We start from the raw sequence: 18,028 nt of genomic DNA, 5'->3' as shown, positions 1-18,028 counted from the left end.
CCCCCTGTCAGCATTTCAGTTTTGCCGCGCGGTCCGGCGCGCAGATTATCGGCTACACAGGCGCAGGGCCTAAGGATATCGTCCATGGTCGTTGCATCCCTTGGTTGAGGCTAGCTGCGGCTGCGCGCTGCGAAGCGCAAAACGGCTTCGCGATATTCAGGCGTTTGGCCGAGTTCGACCTGTGCGTCCCGCTCGGCCGCAAGTGCATCGACAAGATCGGTAACGGCCGCGCCACGCAAGCGCGCCTTTATTGCCAGAAGGGCGGGCGCTGATTTTTCAGCAAGTTGCCGCGCCAGTACCCCGGCTTCGGCCATCAGTTGCGCATCATCGACACAGCGTGCAACAAGGCCGATGCGCTCAGCCTCGCGCGCGTCGATCGCGCGGCCGGAAAGCGCCAGATCCATCGCCCGTTGCAGCCCCACAAGCCTGGGCAATGTCCAGCTTGCCCCGCTATCCGGGCCCAGGCCAACGTTGACGAAGCCGAACTGAAACCGCGCGGATTGCGCGGCGATCGTGATGTCGCAGGCAATGGCGACAGCGGCCCCGGCCCCGAACGCCATGCCATTGACGGCAGCGATCACCGGGATCGACAGGTTCGTCAGTCGGGTGATAAGCGGGTTGTAGAAAGTTTCCAGCGAACCGTGGATGTCGGGCATATCTCCGTCAGCGAAGGCGGCAGCGCGCTCCTGCAAGTCCTGTCCCGAACTGAAAGCCCGTCCCTCTCCAGTGAGGATGAGGACTTTCACATCGGCATTGCTAGCAACGGCATCGAGTTCACCCGCGAGCGCAAGGTGCATATCTCTATCAAAGGCGTTAAGCCGTCCGCTGCGAACCAACTTTATCGTAGCAACCGCCCCGTCGATTTCCATTCTTACCCGATCGGTGCCGCTGTCCATTGCCCATCTCCCGCAGCGCACTGAGCGCGTCTCATTATTGGTTTGCCATGCATTGAAATGCAATCATTGACAAGCTGCCATGACCATGGACGAGTGCCTGATTGGCAATCAGGGCGGAACGATCAACCGCCTTGCTTGCAGCAGCATGCTCTCTGGGAGGCCGTCACGAATTTTCTGCGACAATTTTGGCCCGATAGGCAACAAGGCTGGCAATAGGTCGATTAAGATGTAGGCGCATCGCGGATTCGGCTGCTGTGGCATCTCCGGCGAGCACCGCATCTGTGATACGCTTGTAATCGACCAGGCGTGTTGTGTCATGCGCCTGAAGGACGGCCCTGAACTGGACGCGGATGATGTGTATCTGCGCGCTGGGCAATATCCGGCGCAGCTCACCGTTTCCCGCTATGCGCGTTATGGCTGCATAGAAGTGGTTACGGGCATGGGCGAAGGCCTGACTGTTGTCATCCTTCGCGAAATTGGCGACACAGTCCAGTGCCGACTGCATCCTTTCGCGTGCTCCAGATTGTTCGATATTGCTTGCGGCCAAACGGGCAGCACAAGATAGAAGCGCGCTGGCGATCACAAGTATGTCGATGGCCTGAGAAACGGTAAGCACTTTGATCTGCGCGCCGCGCTGCGGGGTGATGTCGACGATTCCGAGAGCGGCGAGTCCCTTGAGCGCTTCCCGAACGGGCCCGCGACTGATCCCGAAGATGGCAGTCAGATTGGCCTCCACCAATCTCTGTCCCGGTTCGTAGCGGCCATCGTAAAGACCAGCCAGTACGTCTCGGACGATCGCAGCACTGGCGCTGGTTTCGGTGGGCCATCCCTCGATGAATATCGGCCCCGTGTCAGCCGACTCACAGGCGTCAATTTCGGCCAAAGGCGTAGATATGGGCTTTCCTGTCATTGCGCGTCCTTGCCAGACAGTGGCCTTGAAACTGTGGAGAACATATATTCGACCGACCCTAAATGCCCCCGACAGTAACGGTAGCACCGCCATCTACAACAATGGCTTGCCCTGTAATGTAGCGCGATGCGTCGGATGCCAGAAAGACGGCCGTACCCGCGATATCGTCAGGCTCGCCGATTCGTCCCATGGGTGTTCCCGAAAGGGCCGTCGCCAGATTATCCGAATCTTCCCAAAGGGCACGGGCGAAATCGGTACGGATCAAGCCTGGCGCGATGCAGTTTACCCGGACGCCGGCCGGGCCATATTCAACTGCCAGATTTCGCGCCAACTGGAAATCGGCCGCCTTGGAGATATTATAGGCACCGATCACGGGTGATCCGCGCAAACCGCCTATCGACCCTATCAGGATGATCGACCCATGGCCTCGCTCCGCCATGCGGGGACCGACCATCGCCGCCAGCCAGTGATTGGCAAGAACATTGTTACGCAATATCTTCTCAAACTGGTCGTCGCTGATTCCCGCCATTGGACCATAATAGGGGTTGCTAGCCGCATTGCAGACCAGAATGTCGATTGCGCCCAGCCTGCCGGTCGACCGCGCAACCAGATTTTCCAGAGCGACCTTGTCGCCAATGTTGGCGGCAATCGCCGTGGCGCGCCCCCCGGACAGGGCGTTGATCTCGTCTGCGACCGCCTCGCAAGCGTCCTGATTGCGCGACGAAACGATCACGTCGGCCCCCTGGGCTGCCAGCCCATGCGCAATAGCGCGTCCGATGCCCCGTGACGATCCGGTTATGATGGCCCCGCGGCCAGTCAGATTGAATGGGTTGGTCATTTTGATCTCACATTGCTGAAATGCCGCCGTCGAGCTTCAGCTCGGCAGCGGTCATGAAACGGCTTTCATCCGAAGCGAGATAGACGACGGCATGCGCCACATCGTCTGGTTCGCCAAGACGTCCGATCGGCACCTGCCGGGCCAGCTTTGCCATGATAGCGGTTTCATCCTTGTCGCCCACCAGATCCTGAAGGATGGGTGTGCGGATAAAGGCGGGATGTACCGAATTGCACCTTATGTCCCAGCCTTGTCGTGCGCAATGGAGGGCGACGGATTTGCTGAGCAGCCAGACCGCCGCCTTTGAGGCATTATAATTGGCGAAGTTATGCGACGCGATCAACCCGGCGATCGAAGACAGGTTGACGATCGATGCGGGCTGGCTTTCGCGCAGCAGCGGCAGCGCCAGTTTGCATCCCAGAAAGACGCTGTCGACATTGACCGACATCCCCTGACGCCATTGATCAAGCGTGAAATCCTCGACAGAGCCGGTCAGCACGATGCCGGCATTGTTGACCAACACCGACAGGCCGCCCATCACTTCCTGGGCATAGCCGAGTGCATCCTCCCAGTCGCCCTGACTGACTACGTCATGCCGGATGGCAAAGGCGACGCCCGGACCGAACTCACGCTCGATCATGTCGGCTTGGTTGCGGGCTTCCTCGCCGTTGCGGTCGGTCAGCAAGACCTGAGCGCCCTCGCGCGCAAATAATCTCGCGGTCGCTGCACCCAAACCTTGGGCAGCACCCGTCACCAGCGCCCTTTTGCCCTTGAGTCGAGCATTCATGCGTCGAAATCCGCAGGCTTTGGCCACAGGCCGGCCGCGACCCGCCGTTCCGCTTCGGCCACCGAAAGAACATCGGCCGAACCGCCGGTAAAGGCCGGGTCGGTGCCGCGATGGCTGCGGATTTCAAGCCTGCCGATCTGGTTGCGATGTACCTCGTCCGGCCCGTCGGCCAGTCGCAGCAGCCGGGCCGTCGCATAAGCGGCGGTGAGCAGGTGATCGTTGCTGGTACCACCGCCGCCAAACATCTGGATGGCCCAGTCAATCACTGTCTGCGCCATGCGCGGCGCGGCGACCTTTATCATCGCTATTTCGCGCCTGGCCCCCTTGTTGCCCACCGTATCCATCATGTGCGCAGCCTTCATGGTCAACAGACGGGCCTGATCGATCATGATGCGCGCTTCTGCGATCCGTTCAAGCGTGACTGTCTGTTCTGCCAGCGGACGGCCAAAGGGCGTTCGCATTTCCACCCTGCGACACATGCGTTCGAGTATACGCTCGGTCAACCCGATGAGGCGCATGCAGTGGTGAATGCGGCCAGGCCCCAGCCGCCCTTGCGCGATTTCGAAGCCGCACCCTTCGCCAAGCAGCATGTTGGATGCCGGAACGCGGACATTTTCGAAAACGACTTCAGATGCACGGTCAGGCACAGCATAAAAGCCGAAGACCGGCAAAGGACGGATAACCCGGACACCGGGCGTCTTGCGGGGCACGAGGATCATGGACTGGCGCCGGTAGGGATCAGCACCATCAGGATCGCTCTTGCCCATGAAGATGATGATTTCGCACGCCGGGCTGGTGGCGTTGGTGGTATACCATTTGCGACCGTTGATGACATATTCGTCGCCATCGCGGACAATGGAACTGGCGATATTGGTCGCATCCGACGACGCTTCGAGCGGCTCTGTCATGGCAAAGGCCGAACGTATCTTTCCCTCCAGCAATGGCTTTAGCCACCGTTCACGCTGAGCGGGCGTGCCATAGCGCAGGATGGTTTCCATGTTGCCGGTATCGGGCGCCGAGCAATTAAAAACCTCCGGCGCGAAAAGGCTACGCCCCATGATTTCGCACAAGGGAGCATAGTCGACGTTGCTGAGACCTGGCTGGCCATCATGGGGAGGAAGAAACAGATTCCATAAACCTGCCTCGCGGGCGAGCGGCTTTAATTCTTCGACGACAGGATAGACCGCCCAAGGGCCCATACGCTCGGCTTCAAGATGATAGCGTTGCTCATTGGGGTAGATATGGGCGGCCATGAAGGCCTTGAGCCTGTCACTCAGATCCAGACTTTTCCCGTTGTGATTCACAATAAAGTCCACCAGATTGTCCTACAATCATTCTCCTATATGCCCTAAGGCTGATATGTGCAATGGCTTATCGCCTATGGAAAGTAGCGCGTATGACGCCAAAAAAATAGGATAAGCCAGGTTCATCAGGCAAAATCATCTTATGTTCCGAAAAAATCGTAGGACAACGTATGCAGACTATGGTCACGTTTGCGCGCTTGGCCGTCCTCGATCTAACTCGGCAACGGCTTGCCTTTGGGGCAGTGGGGGAGGCGCGGGGGAGGTTGACCAGCCAAATTGTTTGGAACAGATCAGAAGTCCATACGCAGACCATAGGTATGTGGTGGCTGAGCTATGGCGGCCATAGCGAAAGGCTGAACCACCGTGTCGGCAAGTGCATAGCCTAGCGCGCACCCTCAAGGAAATGGGCATCGAGGCCGGACTGGATGCAGTCAGTGTTGGGCTGCATGGGTATCTGATAGGAACAGTCGGTGTAAGTGCCGGTGGCATATTTCGCGTTGATATGTAGCGGTGTCGTGAATGTGGCCCGCAGCAAAATATCGGCTGCACCACCAAATATCCTCGTGCGACCCCATCGCGCCAAAATCGCACGGTTCTTCGAGGTGTTCATATATGTATGACATAGGCACGACATAATTCCGGCCCTACGGCGCTTTGATCAGCACTGCGCACAGTGGCGGGAAAATTTCTTCCCGTGGAGTAACTATCAGGGAAATTTATGCCATAAAGACAGGGTGGCGCGGACGACCAAATACCGGATGACAATCACCCTTGGAGTAGGCCATTTTCGCAGAAAGCTTCTTAAGCGTCGGCCGGACGCGCATCGCCCCAAGCCTGCAAGGCGCGTTCAATCAGCTTGAGCTGTCGCACGAACGCCTTCGTTTCCTCCGTGGTGAAATCTTTCAGCAAAGCTTGTGACAGCCTCTCTTCAATATGGCAGCCCTCTTCGAGGGAGGCCCTGCCTTTTTCCGTGAGGGAGAGCGCCGTCTTGTTACGGCCAGGGAGTAATGTCCGGCAGGCCAGGCCAGCCTCTTCCATTTCGACGGCCAGTGCCATGGCCGAGGCCCGGTTGACCGCCATATAACGGCCCAACTCGCTCTGCGTTATGCCAGGATGTTGGTCTATGATCGCCATTGCCGTGACCCAGGACGGCTTTGAACCACGCCTGTTCAATTCGCTGGCATAGGCCTTGTAGTAAGCAGCGCCAGTAAAACTGAGCCAAACGCCTACCCGTTCGCGAAACAATGCCAACGCACCAACATTGGCGACAAGCCGGGGTTCGTCACGGGGCGGGGATGCGACCATGGAAATCCCCTAGCATTGTTCGAGCGTATGTCATACATACGCTCGAACAATGCTAGGGGATCGAGCGATGTTTCTGCAAAATGCATGGTACGTCTGGGGCTGGGGACATGAGATTGCCACAGGAGGGCCGCCAGTCGGTCGCGTAGTGGTTGGTCACCCGATCGTGATTTGGCGCAGCGATGCAGGCGTGATCCACGCCGCCGAAGATCGATGTCCACATCGGCACGCTGCGCTGTCAAAGGGACGTGTCGATGGTGACCGCCTGGTATGCATGTACCATGGCATGGCCTTTGGCGGCGATGGCCGATGTATGGGCATGCCGCTTGTCGAAAAGACTCCAGATGTCCGCCTTCGCACCTATCCCGTGGTGGAAAGCGATGACTGGGTGTGGATTTGGCCCGGCGATCCGGCAAAAGCCGATCCCATGCTGATACCCAAAGCATTCGGCATTAGAAATCCTGATCGGCCGATGCGCTCAAACAGTATCGAATATAATGCAAATTATCGATTGCTACATGACAATCTGTGTGACCTCTCGCACGTCGATTATGTCCATGAAACCACCCTGCGCCAGGCAAGTGGCGCATATTGGGCGCAATCGAAGCCGCGTGTCACGTCACAGCCGCGCGCTATCCGCTTCGAACGCTGGTTCGAACAAGCGGACATGCCGGGCGCGCCAGGGCAAAAAGTCGATAGTTGGATCGCCTATGATTTTCACGTTCCGGGGATCTTCATTTTACATGGCGCGCGCTTTCCGCTCGGCACAGCAGCGCGCTGCAACTACGGTCCGCCACCAGCCGACATAGAGCCGCTGGTTCAGAACATTGAGCAACAGGCCGTAACGCCGGTTTCGAGCAATCGCACGGCCTATCATTATGCTACTGGCCTGATCGGCGATTCCCCCGAAATGACCTTAAAACTGGCACAAAGGATGGACGTTGTGATGGCAGCGTTCGAAGAGGATCGCGAAATGATCGAAGCGCAACAGGCCATTCATGACCTCACCGATCCTGCGGTGCCGATGTTCTTCGTGCCACAGGACCAGGGTCCGTTCCTGATGCGCAAGCTTATGAACCGCCTGATCCGCGAAGAGCGCAATCAAGCGGACAGCCTCGCGGCATGTTAGTAGGCCATCTCCCGCCCGCGCCGGCGGGCAGGAGATCAGAACCCTTCGGCGGCCAGCGCCGCTCTCACAGAGGGACGTGTCGCAATCGATGCGCGAAACGCCATCAGGTGAGGATATGTGGCTGTATCTATGCCGATGAGCGGCAACCAGCCCAATATTACGAACAAATAAGCATCCGCTGGGGTGAAGCAATCTGCGGCAAGGAAAGTCCGCCCCCGTACCTGCTGATCGAGCCAAGCCAGCTTCGCTTCGAGAGCGGTTCGCGCAACCGCGCGATACGCATCCGGCGTATCCGGCCGCATAATCGGTGAGATGCCCTTGTGCAATTCTGTCCCGATATAGCTTAGCCAGCTAAGAGCTTGATAGCGCGCGAGCGAACCGGGCGGAGGCAACAGTCCCCGTTCGGGATGTCGGTCCACCACGAACTGAGCGATGGCGGCAAGCTCGGTCAGCAACGTGCCGTCGTCCAGCACGAGTGCGGGAACCTGCCCTCGTTCGCTGACAGCACCAAAGAGACTGCCGTCAGCCAGGAGCCGCGTCCTGAGATCAACGCGCTCGAAAGCGAAAGCCTCTTCCACTTCGTGCAACAATATGTGGATCGTTTGCGAGCAAGCACCGCAATGTCCGTATAGCGTCATCATCGCCATATCCCCCCAACGGTTCAGGCGGCTTCCACCGCAAGGCCAAGCTGGATCGTGAGTTCAACCACCATCGCGTCGGCCTCGTTCACCTTGCCGGCCGCGAAGATATAGAAGTCGGGTCTTACCAGTACGAGATCCACACCGAGGCTGTCGAACCAGCGTTCATAGGCACCTTCGGAATCCTCTGTCTCCGCACCGAAAACGACAATCTGCCCGCCGAGCCGCCGCCACAAATCCTGTGTCGTGGAAGACATCGTCGCCACGGGATCTACGCCGCGCGAAAGCAGGATGAAGCGGCCAGAACCGATCACGTCATCGAGCAGGCCCGATACGCCATCGCGCGACACGCGCGCCTGAAGAGCGAGTTCGCGAACTTCAGGATCACCATCTCGACCAAGGCCGGGGCCGAGCCGCCATGGAGCAAGGAACGGCTCTTCAGGGGGATTTTCACGCATGGCGCGTAGCTGTGCGTCACGGCCCATTGCTTGCTGTTCATTAATAATACTTATCATGTGACCGATACCTACCGCCTGTTGAATGACAGTGGCCACATGCGGCACGCGCTCGGACGAATAGCTGTCGAGCAAGGTAGGCGACGCATCGCCTTTTTCTACGAGTGCCAGGCGCCATGCCAGCGCGATGGCGTCTCGCATGCCCGAATTAAAACCCTGACCCAAGAAGGGCGGCGTCTGGTGCGCGGCATCGCCGCACAGCAGAACACGGCCATGACGCCAATCATTCGCCCAGCGCGCATGAAAGCGGTAGACCGCGCTCCTCACCAATTCCGCGTTCTTGGGTGTGACGTCCCAGTCGGCAAGCAAGGCCCATACCTTTTCGGGTGCCCCAAGATCCTCTGCTGTTTCGCCGGGCAGCGCGATGAACTCAAAGCGCCTGCGGCCCGGACCGCTGGGCACCAGCGTGGTCGGACGTCGCCAGTCGAGTGACTGACCGAAAGGCAAACGCGCCGCCAGTTCGTCGCTCGGACGAATGTCCACGACCATCCATTCCGACGTAAAGCCCGTGTCGGTCATCGGCGCATCGATCAGGCGACGGACTGTACTGTTGCCGCCATCGCAGCCCACCACATAGCGCGCGGCGACTTCGATTGCTTCGCCATCGCGTGGATTCTCGCCATCTACAGGATCAAGCTTAACAAAGGCTTGGTCCGCAGTCTGGCGCAAAGCACTGGCCGCCCAGCCGCGATGGATCGTTATACGCGGTTCAGCATCAGCCGCAGCAAGGATCGCTTCTTCAAAGCCCGGCTGATCGAACGGCACCATCGACGGAAAACCTGAATGATCGACGCCAGGAAATTCGAACCGTACCAGCACTTCGCCATCAGCGGTGAAATATTCAGCGACCGATTTGCGAAATTGCAGTTCTATATGCTCCATAAGATCGGGCAATACGCCGGTGGCCTGCAGCACGCGCATGGAGTCATGGGCCAACCCGACTGCGCGGGGCAAGCCATAGGGCTTGTACCACTTTTCGAAAACCCCCACGTCAAGCCCCTGACGAGCCAAGAGGTGCGCCAACACAAGTCCCACCGGGCCGGCACCGACGATAACCACGTCATGATCCCGGCTCATGTTAGAAGCGCCCTTCCTGAACGGCGTTCAACCCTTGTTCGAAGAAGCTTCTGGCCAGCTTGGCGAAGTCTTCGGGGCGTTCATAAGGCGGCCAATGGCCGGTGTTAGCCATCTGCACCAGTTTCGAATTGGGCAGATAGTCGGTCAGGAAATCAGCGTCGGCAACGCCGCTATTCTTGTCGTCCTCTCCCCAGCACAACAAGACTTCCTGTTGAACGCCGCGCAGCGATTCCGGCGTCAGGCGGTTGACCGCATAGCGCTCCGGATATGTCATCGCCAGCAGATTGTCGAGATTGGCCCGGAATTCGGGCAGGTGGTAGATTGTATAACGCGAATCGACCAGTTCATCGTCCAGGCTGTCGGCGTTGAACATCACCGCCTGCAATCGTTCGACAGTTTGCTGACGATCTTCGCTGAGTACGCCCGCGCTGGTGATGCGGCGAACCAGTTCGCCGATTTCCGGCTTGCCCATTGCCGGGTTTCCCGCAGCAGCGATCATGATGCTGGACAGGCAACGTTCGGGATGATGGCCCAGCAGCCAGCCAGTCAGCCACCCGCCCATCGAGATTCCGACGATATGGGCCTTTTCGATGCCGCGCATATCCATATAGCCAAGAATGTGCGCGGCCATGTTAGGCATTTCAATCGGCTCGCTCGGCTTGTCGGTAAAACCGTGGCCGAGCATGTCGATAAGATGCAGTTCATAGAAATCGGCAAGATAAGGAGCCATGGGAATGAAAGCTTCCAGATGGCCGCTGATTCCGTGCAGGAAGATGATCGGCTCGCCTGATCCCATGGTCATCACGCGCGTGGAAATGCCCCCGACATCGACCTGTTCGACGGAAAAGCGGTGATGGAGCAACTGAGTCCAGTAGGTCATGCGATCGGTCCTTGGCGGGTAAGGGTGGAATAGCGATTGTCGGTGGGGCGCAGCGTTTCGGGCCAGTCGGGATCGACGACGGGGCGGTCGGCGGCGGGGCGCGGCTCCCCTGACCAGCCAATCTGCTCGATCCCGCAATACAGCATCAGCGTGTGGCCACCTGGATCGCGCAGAAATGCGGCATGTTCGATGCCAGGGCGCAACGCTTGCGGGCAGTCGGTCCACACCGCATGACCGCGCGCGCTGAGCCAGGCGACGGCGGCGCGCAACTGACGGTAAGACCCTAGCTCGATGCCGAGGGCACCAAGGCGCGTGCGTGGATCAGCCTTGATCGCGTCGCGCAGCCCCAGTTCGAACAGGCCGATCACATGATGATCGGTGCCAAGCCGCAGAAACACTGCCCGACCGCCTTCGAACGCGACTTCTTCGGTCCGCGTAAGGCCAACCTTTTCGGTATAAAAGCGTTCCGACACGGCCAAATCCTCGACCAGGATATGAACGGGGCCGATGCGGTTGACGGCAAAGGGACGCTGCACCATGACCCCGCCGAGATTATGCTCGAACGGCATTGGTTCATCCGGGCGATATCCCAGCGGCAGAGTGCCATGCTTCGCCTCTGCAGCCAGTACCTCGCTGATTTCTGCCGGTTCGGGTAAGTTCGGTACATAATCGGGGGCGGTAAAAAGCTGAAGCGGCTTGCTGCGTCGATCCCATCCGACCTGTTCCATGCCATAGTACATTTCAACCCGGAATCCGTCGGGATCAAACACATAATTGGCCCAGTTGCTGCCGGGGCTGTCGCGCCCGAAGCGCCAGTTCACAAGGTCGGCTTCCGCAAAAAAGGCGTTGGCGTTGGCAACTTCCTCCAGCGTGCCTACCTGAAACGAGATTTGGTTGACGGTGACGCCCTTCGCGTAACCCGGCGCGTCGCCTTCGAGAAATGCGGCGATATTGGCAAGCGTATGATGATCGGTGCCAATGCCGGTGAAATATCCCGCCGGAGCGGGCATACCCGGTAGCATGATCGCATCGGTCGAACGAAAACCCAACTCGTCCCGATAAAAATTGTCGCAGGCTGCCGGGTCGACTTGACTCAGCCCGATATGCCCCAACCGCTGCGCGCGAAATGGCTGATCCAGCGTCAGACCGCCGACATCGTAGGAATGCTGCACGACATGCTCTCCATTGAACCGTTATCTTCGAGAAGAGCTTTCGCAGGTCGGCGGTCGTGCCGTAAATCGAATCTGGCTATTCAATCATCAATGGTGTTGATGGTATTTCCAAAGCCAATTATTGCTTCATATCGGGAGAGAGTGCGATGTCATTGAGGGCAGTCAACCTGAACCTGCTGCCCGTGTTGCAGGTCTTGCTCCGTGAGAAAAATTTGACGCGCGCGGCCAATTTGCTGGGCCTGACCCAGCCTGCACTGAGCATGGCGCTGGGGCGATTGCGTCAGGTTCTAGAGGATCCGTTGCTCGTGCGCGAAGGACGCCAGATGGTCCTGACCATTAAGGCCCAGGAACTTGTCCCTGTGGTGGAGGATATCTGCGCCCGCATTGAGTATCTTCTGCCGCTGACTGGATTCGACCCGCAAGCCGAGCGTGGGAAATGGGTCATTGCCAGTTCCGATTATGGCTTTCATCTGATCGCCGCAGAGATCACAGAAAAATTGAGGCAGAACGCGCCCCATGCCTTGCTTCATCTGGTTGATGTTCCCCATACCGATCTCGAACCACACGCGGGCGAGGTTGATTGCTTCATCCTGCCGCGGCAGATCATCGAATCCGGACGATTTGCCAACATGCGGCATGAGCGGCTGACGACGGATTATTTCGTAGCGATTGCATCGAAGGCGACAGCGGCGCGTTGCCGCGGCGGCGCGACGCCGGAGCGCTTTGCAATCTACTATCCCGGACTTGCCACAGTTGATGTGCAGGCACTGGGGATCCTTAATGGTTGGGGCAATATGACTGGGACCGTCGCTGTACAGGTGCAGCATTTCAATCTGCTACCATCGGTCGTCCGTCACAGCGATTGCGCCGCGATCATGCCCCGAAAGTTAGCTGATTTGCTTTGCGTGACCGACGCATTTGAAATCGTTGATATTCCCGGCATTTCGACGGAACCGATGGAAATGGTGTTAGCCTGGTACGCCAGTCAGACCAGTCAGCCCCGAAATCGGTGGTTCAGGAGTCTTATCCTGGAAATCGGGCGCTCCGCGCAACCATAGCTTATCGTCTGAATGTTTTGTTTTGTGACAAGAGCAGAAAAATAAAGGATTTGCCCATAATTTGTGTCGCACCTGCCGCAGTGACCAAGGCGATACGACCCACGGCTACAGCACGTTGTCGGTGAACGCGCGTCCGGCCACCCCCGCTATTGGCGGTAGCTACACCATCTCCCAGAACATAACCCATCTTTTACATCGGCGAGTTCGTTAAAAAAGGACATCTGCATTAGCCAAAGGCTCCTTGGCACCATGCGAAACAGCCTGTGATTCGCTGAGCGATCAGCACCGGCCATCAAGCGTAAAATATCGGCATATTCCGTTACGGAAAGCGTTGCATTGCGCTACGGATGCAATTTTTGCAATCGCACATGGCGCTTTCGCACTTGCAGCAAACCGGCATTTGGAAGAAAAGAAACTCGCCTTTCAGGCATCCTCTCCTAAAACTTTTACGGGCTGGTCTTCGGATCGGCCCTTTTTTTGTCTGGTGGCGTTTCGCCCACCGGCCCTGCAGGATCGACGCAGGCGGTTTGGGCCGGGTCGCGCCAGACGACCCCGACTTCGAGATAGGCTTCCAGTTCGCGCCAATGCCGGTCCCAGCCTGGGCCGCGCCTGGCGACGGGCACTTCCTGCTCCACCATCTGACGGGCGCGGGTGATCGGATTGGCAGGCCGCTGGCCGATCCGCTCGACAATGTCGCGCAGCTCTTGCGGGCGGTCCTTGCTCATGGCTCTGCTTTCCTCCGCCGCGCTATCGCCTGTGCCATGGCGCGGGAAAGGCGGAGAGGCAAGGGCGAAGAAGCGGGGTTCAGCGGCGCTGCGGCGCAGCATCCTTGCGCGGCTGCGGTGCCCGCGCGCTGATGATCAACTGATTGAGGCGCAGTTCATCCTGCGCACCGGCGGCACATTGCCGACAAAACCAATCCAGATACCGCGCCAATAACAGCATGGTCCCTCTCCATTTATCTTATGGAGAAAGCATATCATAAATCGGAGGCGTGGGAAGAGGTTACTGATCCGCGCCGATCACGCGATAGAGCAGGATGCGGTTGGAGACGAGCGCCAGGTCGGTGGCGATCGCCGACTGGCGGGCGGCATAGAGCGTGCGCTGGCTGGTGAGCGTCGTGAGGAAGGTATCGATCCCGGCGCGATAGCGGTCTTCGGACAAGGCATAGGCCCGCTGGCTGGCGATCACCAGGCGGCGCTGGGCGGCCTGTTGCGCGTCGATCGTCCCGTCGCGGGCCAGCGCATCAGCGACTTCACGGAAAGCGGTCTGGATCGCGCCCTCATATTGCGCCAGCATCATATCGCGCTGCGCCTTGCTAAAGTCGATATTGCCGCGCACGGGGCCGCCGAAGATCGGCAGGCTCGCCGAGGGGGCGGCCGACCAGGCAAAGGCATCGCCGGTAAAGAGCGAGGAAAGCGTGGAACTGGCAACGCCGATCGCCGAGGTCAGGCTGATCCGCGGAAACATTGCCGCGCGTGCCGCGCCGATATCCGCATTGGCGGCCATGAGCTGATGTTCGGCCTGTAGCACATCAGGACGCTGGAGCAGGATGTCCGAGGTCAGCCCGGCGGGCACCTTGGCGATTCCCGCGATCAGGCTGTCGAGCGAGACCGGGAGTAGCGCGTCCTCGATCGGCGCACCGGCCAGCAGGTCGAGCGCATTACGGTCCTGCGCCACTTGCGTTACATTGGCGGCGACGTCCGAATCCGCCTGTTCGACCGTGGTCTGCGCCTGATAGACGTCCAGCTTGCCCGTCAACCCGGCGCCGTTGAGCGAACTGACGAGGTCGAGCGTGCGCTGCGCACTGGCGAGCGTCTGGCGTGAGACGGCGAGCAATTCCTGGTCAGCGGCCAGCGTCGCATAGGCGGTGGCGGTCTCGGCAATGAGCACGATGCGGGCGGCGCGCGCGCCTTCTTCTGTCGCCAGATAGGATTGCAGCGCGGATTCCGACAGGTTGCGCAGCCGCCCGAACAGGTCGATCTCGAACGCGCCAAAGCCGATGTCGGCGCTATAGCTATTCTGTCGCGCATCATTTTGACGGACGAAGGCAGAGCTGGCGTCTCCGGTGACGGTGGGCAACTGGCTCGCGCGCTGGATGCGATATTGGGCGCGGGCGGCCTGCACATTGGCCAGCGTCGCGCGCAGGTCGCGATTATTGGTTAGCGCGCGCTCAATGACTGTCTGCAATTTGGTATCGCCGACCAATTGCGTCCAGGGCAGGCCCGCAGCGCCCGCCTGCGCCGGGGCATAGGCTTCGCCCGTGGGCAGGGCCGCCGGAACCGGCGCGGCTGGGCGGACATAGGTCGGGGCCATGTTGCACCCCGCCAGCGTCAGTGCGCTGGTCAGCAGAAAGATCGCCCGGATCATGCGAGCAATCCCGCGTCCGGGGCGGGGCTCGGCGGCGGGGCTTTGGCCTTGGCCTTGCGGTCGAAGAGCCGCGCGATGGTGACGAAGAAGAGCGGGACATAGAAGATCGCCAGCAAGGTGGCGGTCAACATGCCGCCGACGACCGCCGTGCCGATCGCGACCCGACTCTGCGCCCCCGCGCCGGTCGCGATGGCGAGCGGAATGACGCCCGCGATGAAGGCCAGCGACGTCATCAGGATCGGGCGGAAGCGCAGCCTGGCCGCCTCGATTGCTGCCGACAGCGGGTCTTTGCCCTGGCGATGCGCGAGTTCGGCAAATTCGACGATCAGGATGGCGTTCTTGGCGGCAAGCCCCATGGTGGTGAGCAAGCCCACTTGGAAGAAGATATTATTCTCCAGCCCGCGCGCCCACACCGCGATCACCGCGCCGACAAGGCCAAGCGGCACCACCAGCAACACTGCGATCGGGATCGACCAGCTTTCATACAAAGCGGCAAGGCAGAGGAAGACGACCAGCACCGACAGGCCGTACAGCAACGGCGCTTGCCCGCCCGACAATTGTTCCTGATAGGAGAGGCCGCTCCAGGCATAGCTGGTGCCTGCGGGAAGCTGCTGCTGTAATTCGACGATACGGTCCATCGCTTCGCCTGAACTGGCGCCGGGTGCCGCCTGGCCCTGCAACTCGTAAGAGGATTGGCCGTTGAAGCGTGCCAGCGTGGATGGGCCCATCGTCCAGCGGGTGGTCGCAAAGGCCGAGAAAGGCACCATCTCGCCGGTGGAAGCCGAACGCACCATCCAATTGTCGAGATCGGTCGGCAATGCACGATAGGGGGCGTCGGCCTGCATGAAGACGCGCTTCACCCGGCCGCGATCGACGAAATCATTGATGTAACGACTGCCCCAGGCGGCGCTGAGGACCGAATCCACGTCGCTCTGACTCAGCCCCAGGACGGCGAGCTTTTCTGAATCCACATCGATCTTGAGCTGCGGCGTATCCTCCAGCGCGGCGGCGCGCACGCCTGCGAGCAGCGGGTCTTTCGCGGCGGCGGCGATCAACTGGTTGCGCAGTTCCAGAAAACGCGCGCGGCTGAGCCCGCCGGTGTTGAGCAGTTCGAATGTGAACCCATTGGATTGGCCGAGGCCGCGAATGGCAGGCGGCGTCATCGCCAACACGCTGGCGTCGCGAATGGCGGACAATTGCTTGTTCGCGCGCTGGGCAATGCCACCTGCGCTGTTCACCGCGCCTTTACGATCATCCCAGGGCGCGAGATTGATGAAGCCCTGGGCCACATTCTCACCCTGCCCTTGGAAGCTGAACCCGGTCATGATGAAGGCGAAAGCGACATTGTCCTTCTCGTCATTCAAAAAGTAGTTCTGGACCTGCGCCGCGGTTTCGGTCGTGCGGCTGGACTTGGCACCGGCGGGCAGGGTCATCTGCACCATCACCTGGCCTTGATCCTCCACCGGCAGGAAGCTGGAGGGGAGGCGCACGAACAGCAGGGCGAGAATGCCAAGGATCACGACATAGCCGACCCAGAACAGCTTGCGGCGTCCCAGCATCTGCTCGGTGCGACGGATATAGCCGTTGGTCAGCCGATCGAACCAGCGGTTGAACTTGCCCGCCCAGCCATGATTGCGCCGTTCGTCATGCACGGGTTTGAGCAAAGTGGCGCAGAGCGCGGGCGAGAGAATGAGCGCGACCACGACCGAGAGCAACATGGACGAGACGATGGTGATGGAGAATTGGCGATAGATGACGCCGGTCGACCCGCCGAAGAAAGCCATGGGTAACAGCACGGCGGACAGGACGAGGCCGATGCCGACCAGCGCGCTGCCGATCTCCTCCATCGACTTGATCGTCGCGTCGCGGGGCGACAGCCCCTCCTCCTCCATGATCCGCTCGACATTTTCGACGACAACGATGGCGTCATCGACCAGCAGGCCGATCGACAACACCATGCCGAACAAGGTCAGCGTGTTGATGGAATAGCCGAACAGCGCCAGCACGCCGAAGGTGCCAAGCAGCACCACCGGCACGGCGATCGTGGGGATAAGGGTCGCGCGCCAGCTTTGCAGGAAGACGAACATGACCACGACGACCAGTAAGACAGCCTCGATCAGCGTCTTGATGACTTCGTTGACGGACAGTTTGATGAACGGCGTCGTATCGCGGGGATAGACCAGTTTATAGCCATGAGGCAGGTTTTGCGACAGTTGCTCGACCCTGGCCTTGACCAGTTCGGCGGTCTTGAGCGCGTCAGCACCGGGCGCGAGTTGCAGCGCCATGCCCGATGCGGGATGGCCGTTCAGACGCGCGGCGGTGGTGTAGCTTTCATTGCCCAATTCCACCCGTGCCACGTCGGACAGGTGGACGATCGACCCGTCGCGCTGCGTCTTGACGACGATGTTGCGGAATTGTTCGGGGGTTTCCAGCCGTGATCGGGCGGTAACGGTAGCGTTGATCTGCTGCCCGGCGGGTGCCGGGTCGGCACCGATCTGCCCGGCGGACACTTCGACATTCTGCGCCGATATCGCGCTCTGCACATCCGAGGGCATCAACTTGACGGCGGCGAGCTTATAAGGATCGAGCCAGACGCGCATCGCATATTGCGATCCGAAAATCTGGGTCGCGCCAATGCCTTCGATCCGCGCGATCGGATCCTGGAAATTATTGACCAGATAGTCCGAAATATCGGCCTGCGTCGCCAGGTCCGTCTCGTCATACAGGCCGACCAGCATCAGGAAGTCGGTCTGCTGCTTGGTGACGGTCAATCCCTGCTGCTGCACCGGATTGGGCAAGCGGCTGAGCGCCTGCTGCACGCGGTTCTGCACCTGCACCTGGGCGGTGTCGGGGTCGGTACCCTTCTGGAAGGTGACGGTGATCTGCGACCGGCCCGTGGCGGACGACGAAGACGAGAAATACATCAGCCCGTCGATGCCGGTCAGTTGCTGTTCGATGACCTGGGTAACGGCGGTCTCGACGGTGTCGGCGGACGCACCCGGATAGGTCGCGCTGATGCCGACACCCGGAGGCGCAATGTCGGGATATTGGGCGATCGGCAGCGAAAACATCGCCCCCAGGCCCGCCAGCATGATGCCGATCGCGATGACCCAGGCAAAGATCGGCCGTTCGATGAAATAGCGACTGAGCATGGC

The 18,028-nt window shown here is 59.8% G+C and carries 17 protein-coding genes; 2 read left to right on the top strand and 15 right to left on the bottom strand.

The genetic code is table 11. The features are described from left to right. Window positions 1-110: 110 nt before the first annotated feature. The 7 genes from V2I08_RS09535 to V2I08_RS09505 all read right to left on the bottom strand — a co-directional run bounded on the left by V2I08_RS09535 (window position 111) and on the right by V2I08_RS09505 (window position 6,037). Window positions 111-869 carry an enoyl-CoA hydratase-related protein gene (locus tag V2I08_RS09535; RefSeq protein ID WP_349634908.1) on the bottom strand — a complete coding sequence of 253 codons (759 nt, stop codon included), beginning with the start codon at window positions 867-869 and terminating at the stop codon, window positions 111-113. Between the two features lie 190 nt (window positions 870-1,059). Continuing rightward, window positions 1,060-1,779, bottom strand: a complete 720-nt coding sequence (locus tag V2I08_RS09530; RefSeq protein ID WP_349634873.1) for a GntR family transcriptional regulator — start codon at window positions 1,777-1,779, stop codon at window positions 1,060-1,062. 85 nt (window positions 1,780-1,864) lie between these two features. Then, the gene (locus tag V2I08_RS09525) at window positions 1,865-2,644 is read right to left on the bottom strand and encodes an SDR family oxidoreductase (protein ID WP_349634872.1); all 780 of its coding nucleotides are present in this window, start codon (window positions 2,642-2,644) and stop codon (window positions 1,865-1,867) included. A gap of 7 nt (window positions 2,645-2,651) precedes the next feature. Further along, on the bottom strand, window positions 2,652-3,428 hold the full coding sequence (locus V2I08_RS09520) for an SDR family oxidoreductase (RefSeq protein WP_349634871.1): 777 nt from the start codon (window positions 3,426-3,428) through the stop codon (window positions 2,652-2,654). Beyond that, entirely contained in the window at window positions 3,425-4,732 is a 1,308-nt protein-coding gene (locus V2I08_RS09515) for an acyl-CoA dehydrogenase family protein (protein ID WP_349634870.1), read from the bottom strand. Before V2I08_RS09515 ends, V2I08_RS09520 begins: the two co-directional genes overlap by 4 nt. A gap of 382 nt (window positions 4,733-5,114) precedes the next feature. Further along, entirely contained in the window at window positions 5,115-5,342 is a 228-nt protein-coding gene (locus tag V2I08_RS09510; protein ID WP_349634869.1) for a hypothetical protein, read from the bottom strand. 191 nt (window positions 5,343-5,533) lie between these two features. Next, window positions 5,534-6,037 carry a MarR family transcriptional regulator gene (locus V2I08_RS09505; RefSeq protein WP_349634868.1) on the bottom strand — a complete coding sequence of 168 codons (504 nt, stop codon included), beginning with the start codon at window positions 6,035-6,037 and terminating at the stop codon, window positions 5,534-5,536. Between the two features lie 49 nt (window positions 6,038-6,086). On the opposite strand from V2I08_RS09505, the gene V2I08_RS09500 reads away from it, so the two are divergent. Then, a complete protein-coding gene (locus tag V2I08_RS09500) occupies window positions 6,087-7,163 on the top strand; it encodes an aromatic ring-hydroxylating dioxygenase subunit alpha (RefSeq protein ID WP_349634867.1) in 1,077 nt (358 codons plus the stop codon). 35 nt (window positions 7,164-7,198) lie between these two features. Here V2I08_RS09500 and gstA read toward each other — a convergent pair whose 3' ends face one another. The 4 genes from gstA to V2I08_RS09480 are packed head-to-tail and all read right to left on the bottom strand — an operon-like array spanning window position 7,199 to window position 11,445. Continuing rightward, window positions 7,199-7,810, bottom strand: coding sequence for a glutathione transferase GstA (gstA, locus tag V2I08_RS09495; protein ID WP_349634866.1), 612 nt, complete (start codon window positions 7,808-7,810; stop codon window positions 7,199-7,201). A 14-nt stretch (window positions 7,811-7,824) separates the two neighbouring features. Next, entirely contained in the window at window positions 7,825-9,393 is a 1,569-nt protein-coding gene (locus V2I08_RS09490; protein ID WP_349634865.1) for a bifunctional 3-(3-hydroxy-phenyl)propionate/3-hydroxycinnamic acid hydroxylase, read from the bottom strand. Window position 9,394: 1 nt separating this feature from the next. After that, on the bottom strand, window positions 9,395-10,273 hold the full coding sequence (locus V2I08_RS09485; protein ID WP_349634864.1) for an alpha/beta hydrolase: 879 nt from the start codon (window positions 10,271-10,273) through the stop codon (window positions 9,395-9,397). After that, window positions 10,270-11,445 (bottom strand): VOC family protein, encoded by a 1,176-nt coding sequence (locus tag V2I08_RS09480; protein ID WP_349634863.1) that lies wholly within the window; start codon window positions 11,443-11,445, stop codon window positions 10,270-10,272. Before V2I08_RS09480 ends, V2I08_RS09485 begins: the two co-directional genes overlap by 4 nt. A gap of 146 nt (window positions 11,446-11,591) precedes the next feature. Here V2I08_RS09480 and V2I08_RS09475 point away from each other — a divergent pair, with 146 nt between their 5' ends. Next, window positions 11,592-12,503, top strand: a complete 912-nt coding sequence (locus V2I08_RS09475; RefSeq protein WP_349634862.1) for a LysR family transcriptional regulator — start codon at window positions 11,592-11,594, stop codon at window positions 12,501-12,503. Window positions 12,504-12,949: 446 nt separating this feature from the next. On the opposite strand, the gene V2I08_RS09470 is transcribed toward V2I08_RS09475, so the two are convergent. The 4 genes from V2I08_RS09470 to V2I08_RS09455 all read right to left on the bottom strand — a co-directional run bounded on the left by V2I08_RS09470 (window position 12,950) and on the right by V2I08_RS09455 (window position 18,025). Continuing rightward, window positions 12,950-13,228, bottom strand: a complete 279-nt coding sequence (locus tag V2I08_RS09470) for a hypothetical protein (RefSeq protein WP_349634861.1) — start codon at window positions 13,226-13,228, stop codon at window positions 12,950-12,952. A 79-nt stretch (window positions 13,229-13,307) separates the two neighbouring features. Continuing rightward, the gene (locus V2I08_RS09465; RefSeq protein WP_176482763.1) at window positions 13,308-13,448 is read right to left on the bottom strand and encodes a hypothetical protein; all 141 of its coding nucleotides are present in this window, start codon (window positions 13,446-13,448) and stop codon (window positions 13,308-13,310) included. 60 nt (window positions 13,449-13,508) lie between these two features. Further along, window positions 13,509-14,873, bottom strand: a complete 1,365-nt coding sequence (locus V2I08_RS09460; RefSeq protein WP_349634860.1) for an efflux transporter outer membrane subunit — start codon at window positions 14,871-14,873, stop codon at window positions 13,509-13,511. Next, window positions 14,870-18,025 carry an efflux RND transporter permease subunit gene (locus V2I08_RS09455; protein ID WP_349634859.1) on the bottom strand — a complete coding sequence of 1,052 codons (3,156 nt, stop codon included), beginning with the start codon at window positions 18,023-18,025 and terminating at the stop codon, window positions 14,870-14,872. Before V2I08_RS09455 ends, V2I08_RS09460 begins: the two co-directional genes overlap by 4 nt. Window positions 18,026-18,028: the final 3 nt, after the last annotated feature.

The organism is Sphingobium sp. MK2, assembly GCF_040170545.1.
In the GTDB taxonomy this organism is placed as follows: Bacteria; Pseudomonadota; Alphaproteobacteria; order Sphingomonadales; family Sphingomonadaceae; genus Sphingobium.
This window is presented reverse-complemented; position numbering and strand designations above follow the sequence as displayed.

Bases quoted from the DNA above. Each gene is read 5' to 3' on its own strand.
- V2I08_RS09535 (WP_349634908.1), bottom strand. From the start codon at position 869: ATGGAAATCGACGGGGCGGTTGCTACGATAAAGTTGGTTCGCAGCGGA.
- V2I08_RS09525 (WP_349634872.1), bottom strand. From the start codon at position 2,644: ATGACCAACCCATTCAATCTGACTGGCCGCGGGGCCATCATAACCGGA.
- V2I08_RS09520 (WP_349634871.1), bottom strand. From the start codon at position 3,428: ATGAATGCTCGACTCAAGGGCAAAAGGGCGCTGGTGACGGGTGCTGCC.
- V2I08_RS09510 (WP_349634869.1), bottom strand. From the start codon at position 5,342: ATGAACACCTCGAAGAACCGTGCGATTTTGGCGCGATGGGGTCGCACG.
- V2I08_RS09505 (WP_349634868.1), bottom strand. From the start codon at position 6,037: ATGGTCGCATCCCCGCCCCGTGACGAACCCCGGCTTGTCGCCAATGTT.
- V2I08_RS09500 (WP_349634867.1), top strand. From the start codon at position 6,087: ATGCTAGGGGATCGAGCGATGTTTCTGCAAAATGCATGGTACGTCTGG.
- gstA (WP_349634866.1), bottom strand. From the start codon at position 7,810: ATGGCGATGATGACGCTATACGGACATTGCGGTGCTTGCTCGCAAACG.
- V2I08_RS09490 (WP_349634865.1), bottom strand. From the start codon at position 9,393: ATGAGCCGGGATCATGACGTGGTTATCGTCGGTGCCGGCCCGGTGGGA.
- V2I08_RS09485 (WP_349634864.1), bottom strand. From the start codon at position 10,273: ATGACCTACTGGACTCAGTTGCTCCATCACCGCTTTTCCGTCGAACAG.
- V2I08_RS09475 (WP_349634862.1), top strand. From the start codon at position 11,592: ATGTCATTGAGGGCAGTCAACCTGAACCTGCTGCCCGTGTTGCAGGTC.
- V2I08_RS09470 (WP_349634861.1), bottom strand. From the start codon at position 13,228: ATGAGCAAGGACCGCCCGCAAGAGCTGCGCGACATTGTCGAGCGGATC.
- V2I08_RS09465 (WP_176482763.1), bottom strand. From the start codon at position 13,448: ATGCTGTTATTGGCGCGGTATCTGGATTGGTTTTGTCGGCAATGTGCC.
- V2I08_RS09460 (WP_349634860.1), bottom strand. From the start codon at position 14,873: ATGATCCGGGCGATCTTTCTGCTGACCAGCGCACTGACGCTGGCGGGG.
- V2I08_RS09455 (WP_349634859.1), bottom strand. From the start codon at position 18,025: ATGCTCAGTCGCTATTTCATCGAACGGCCGATCTTTGCCTGGGTCATC.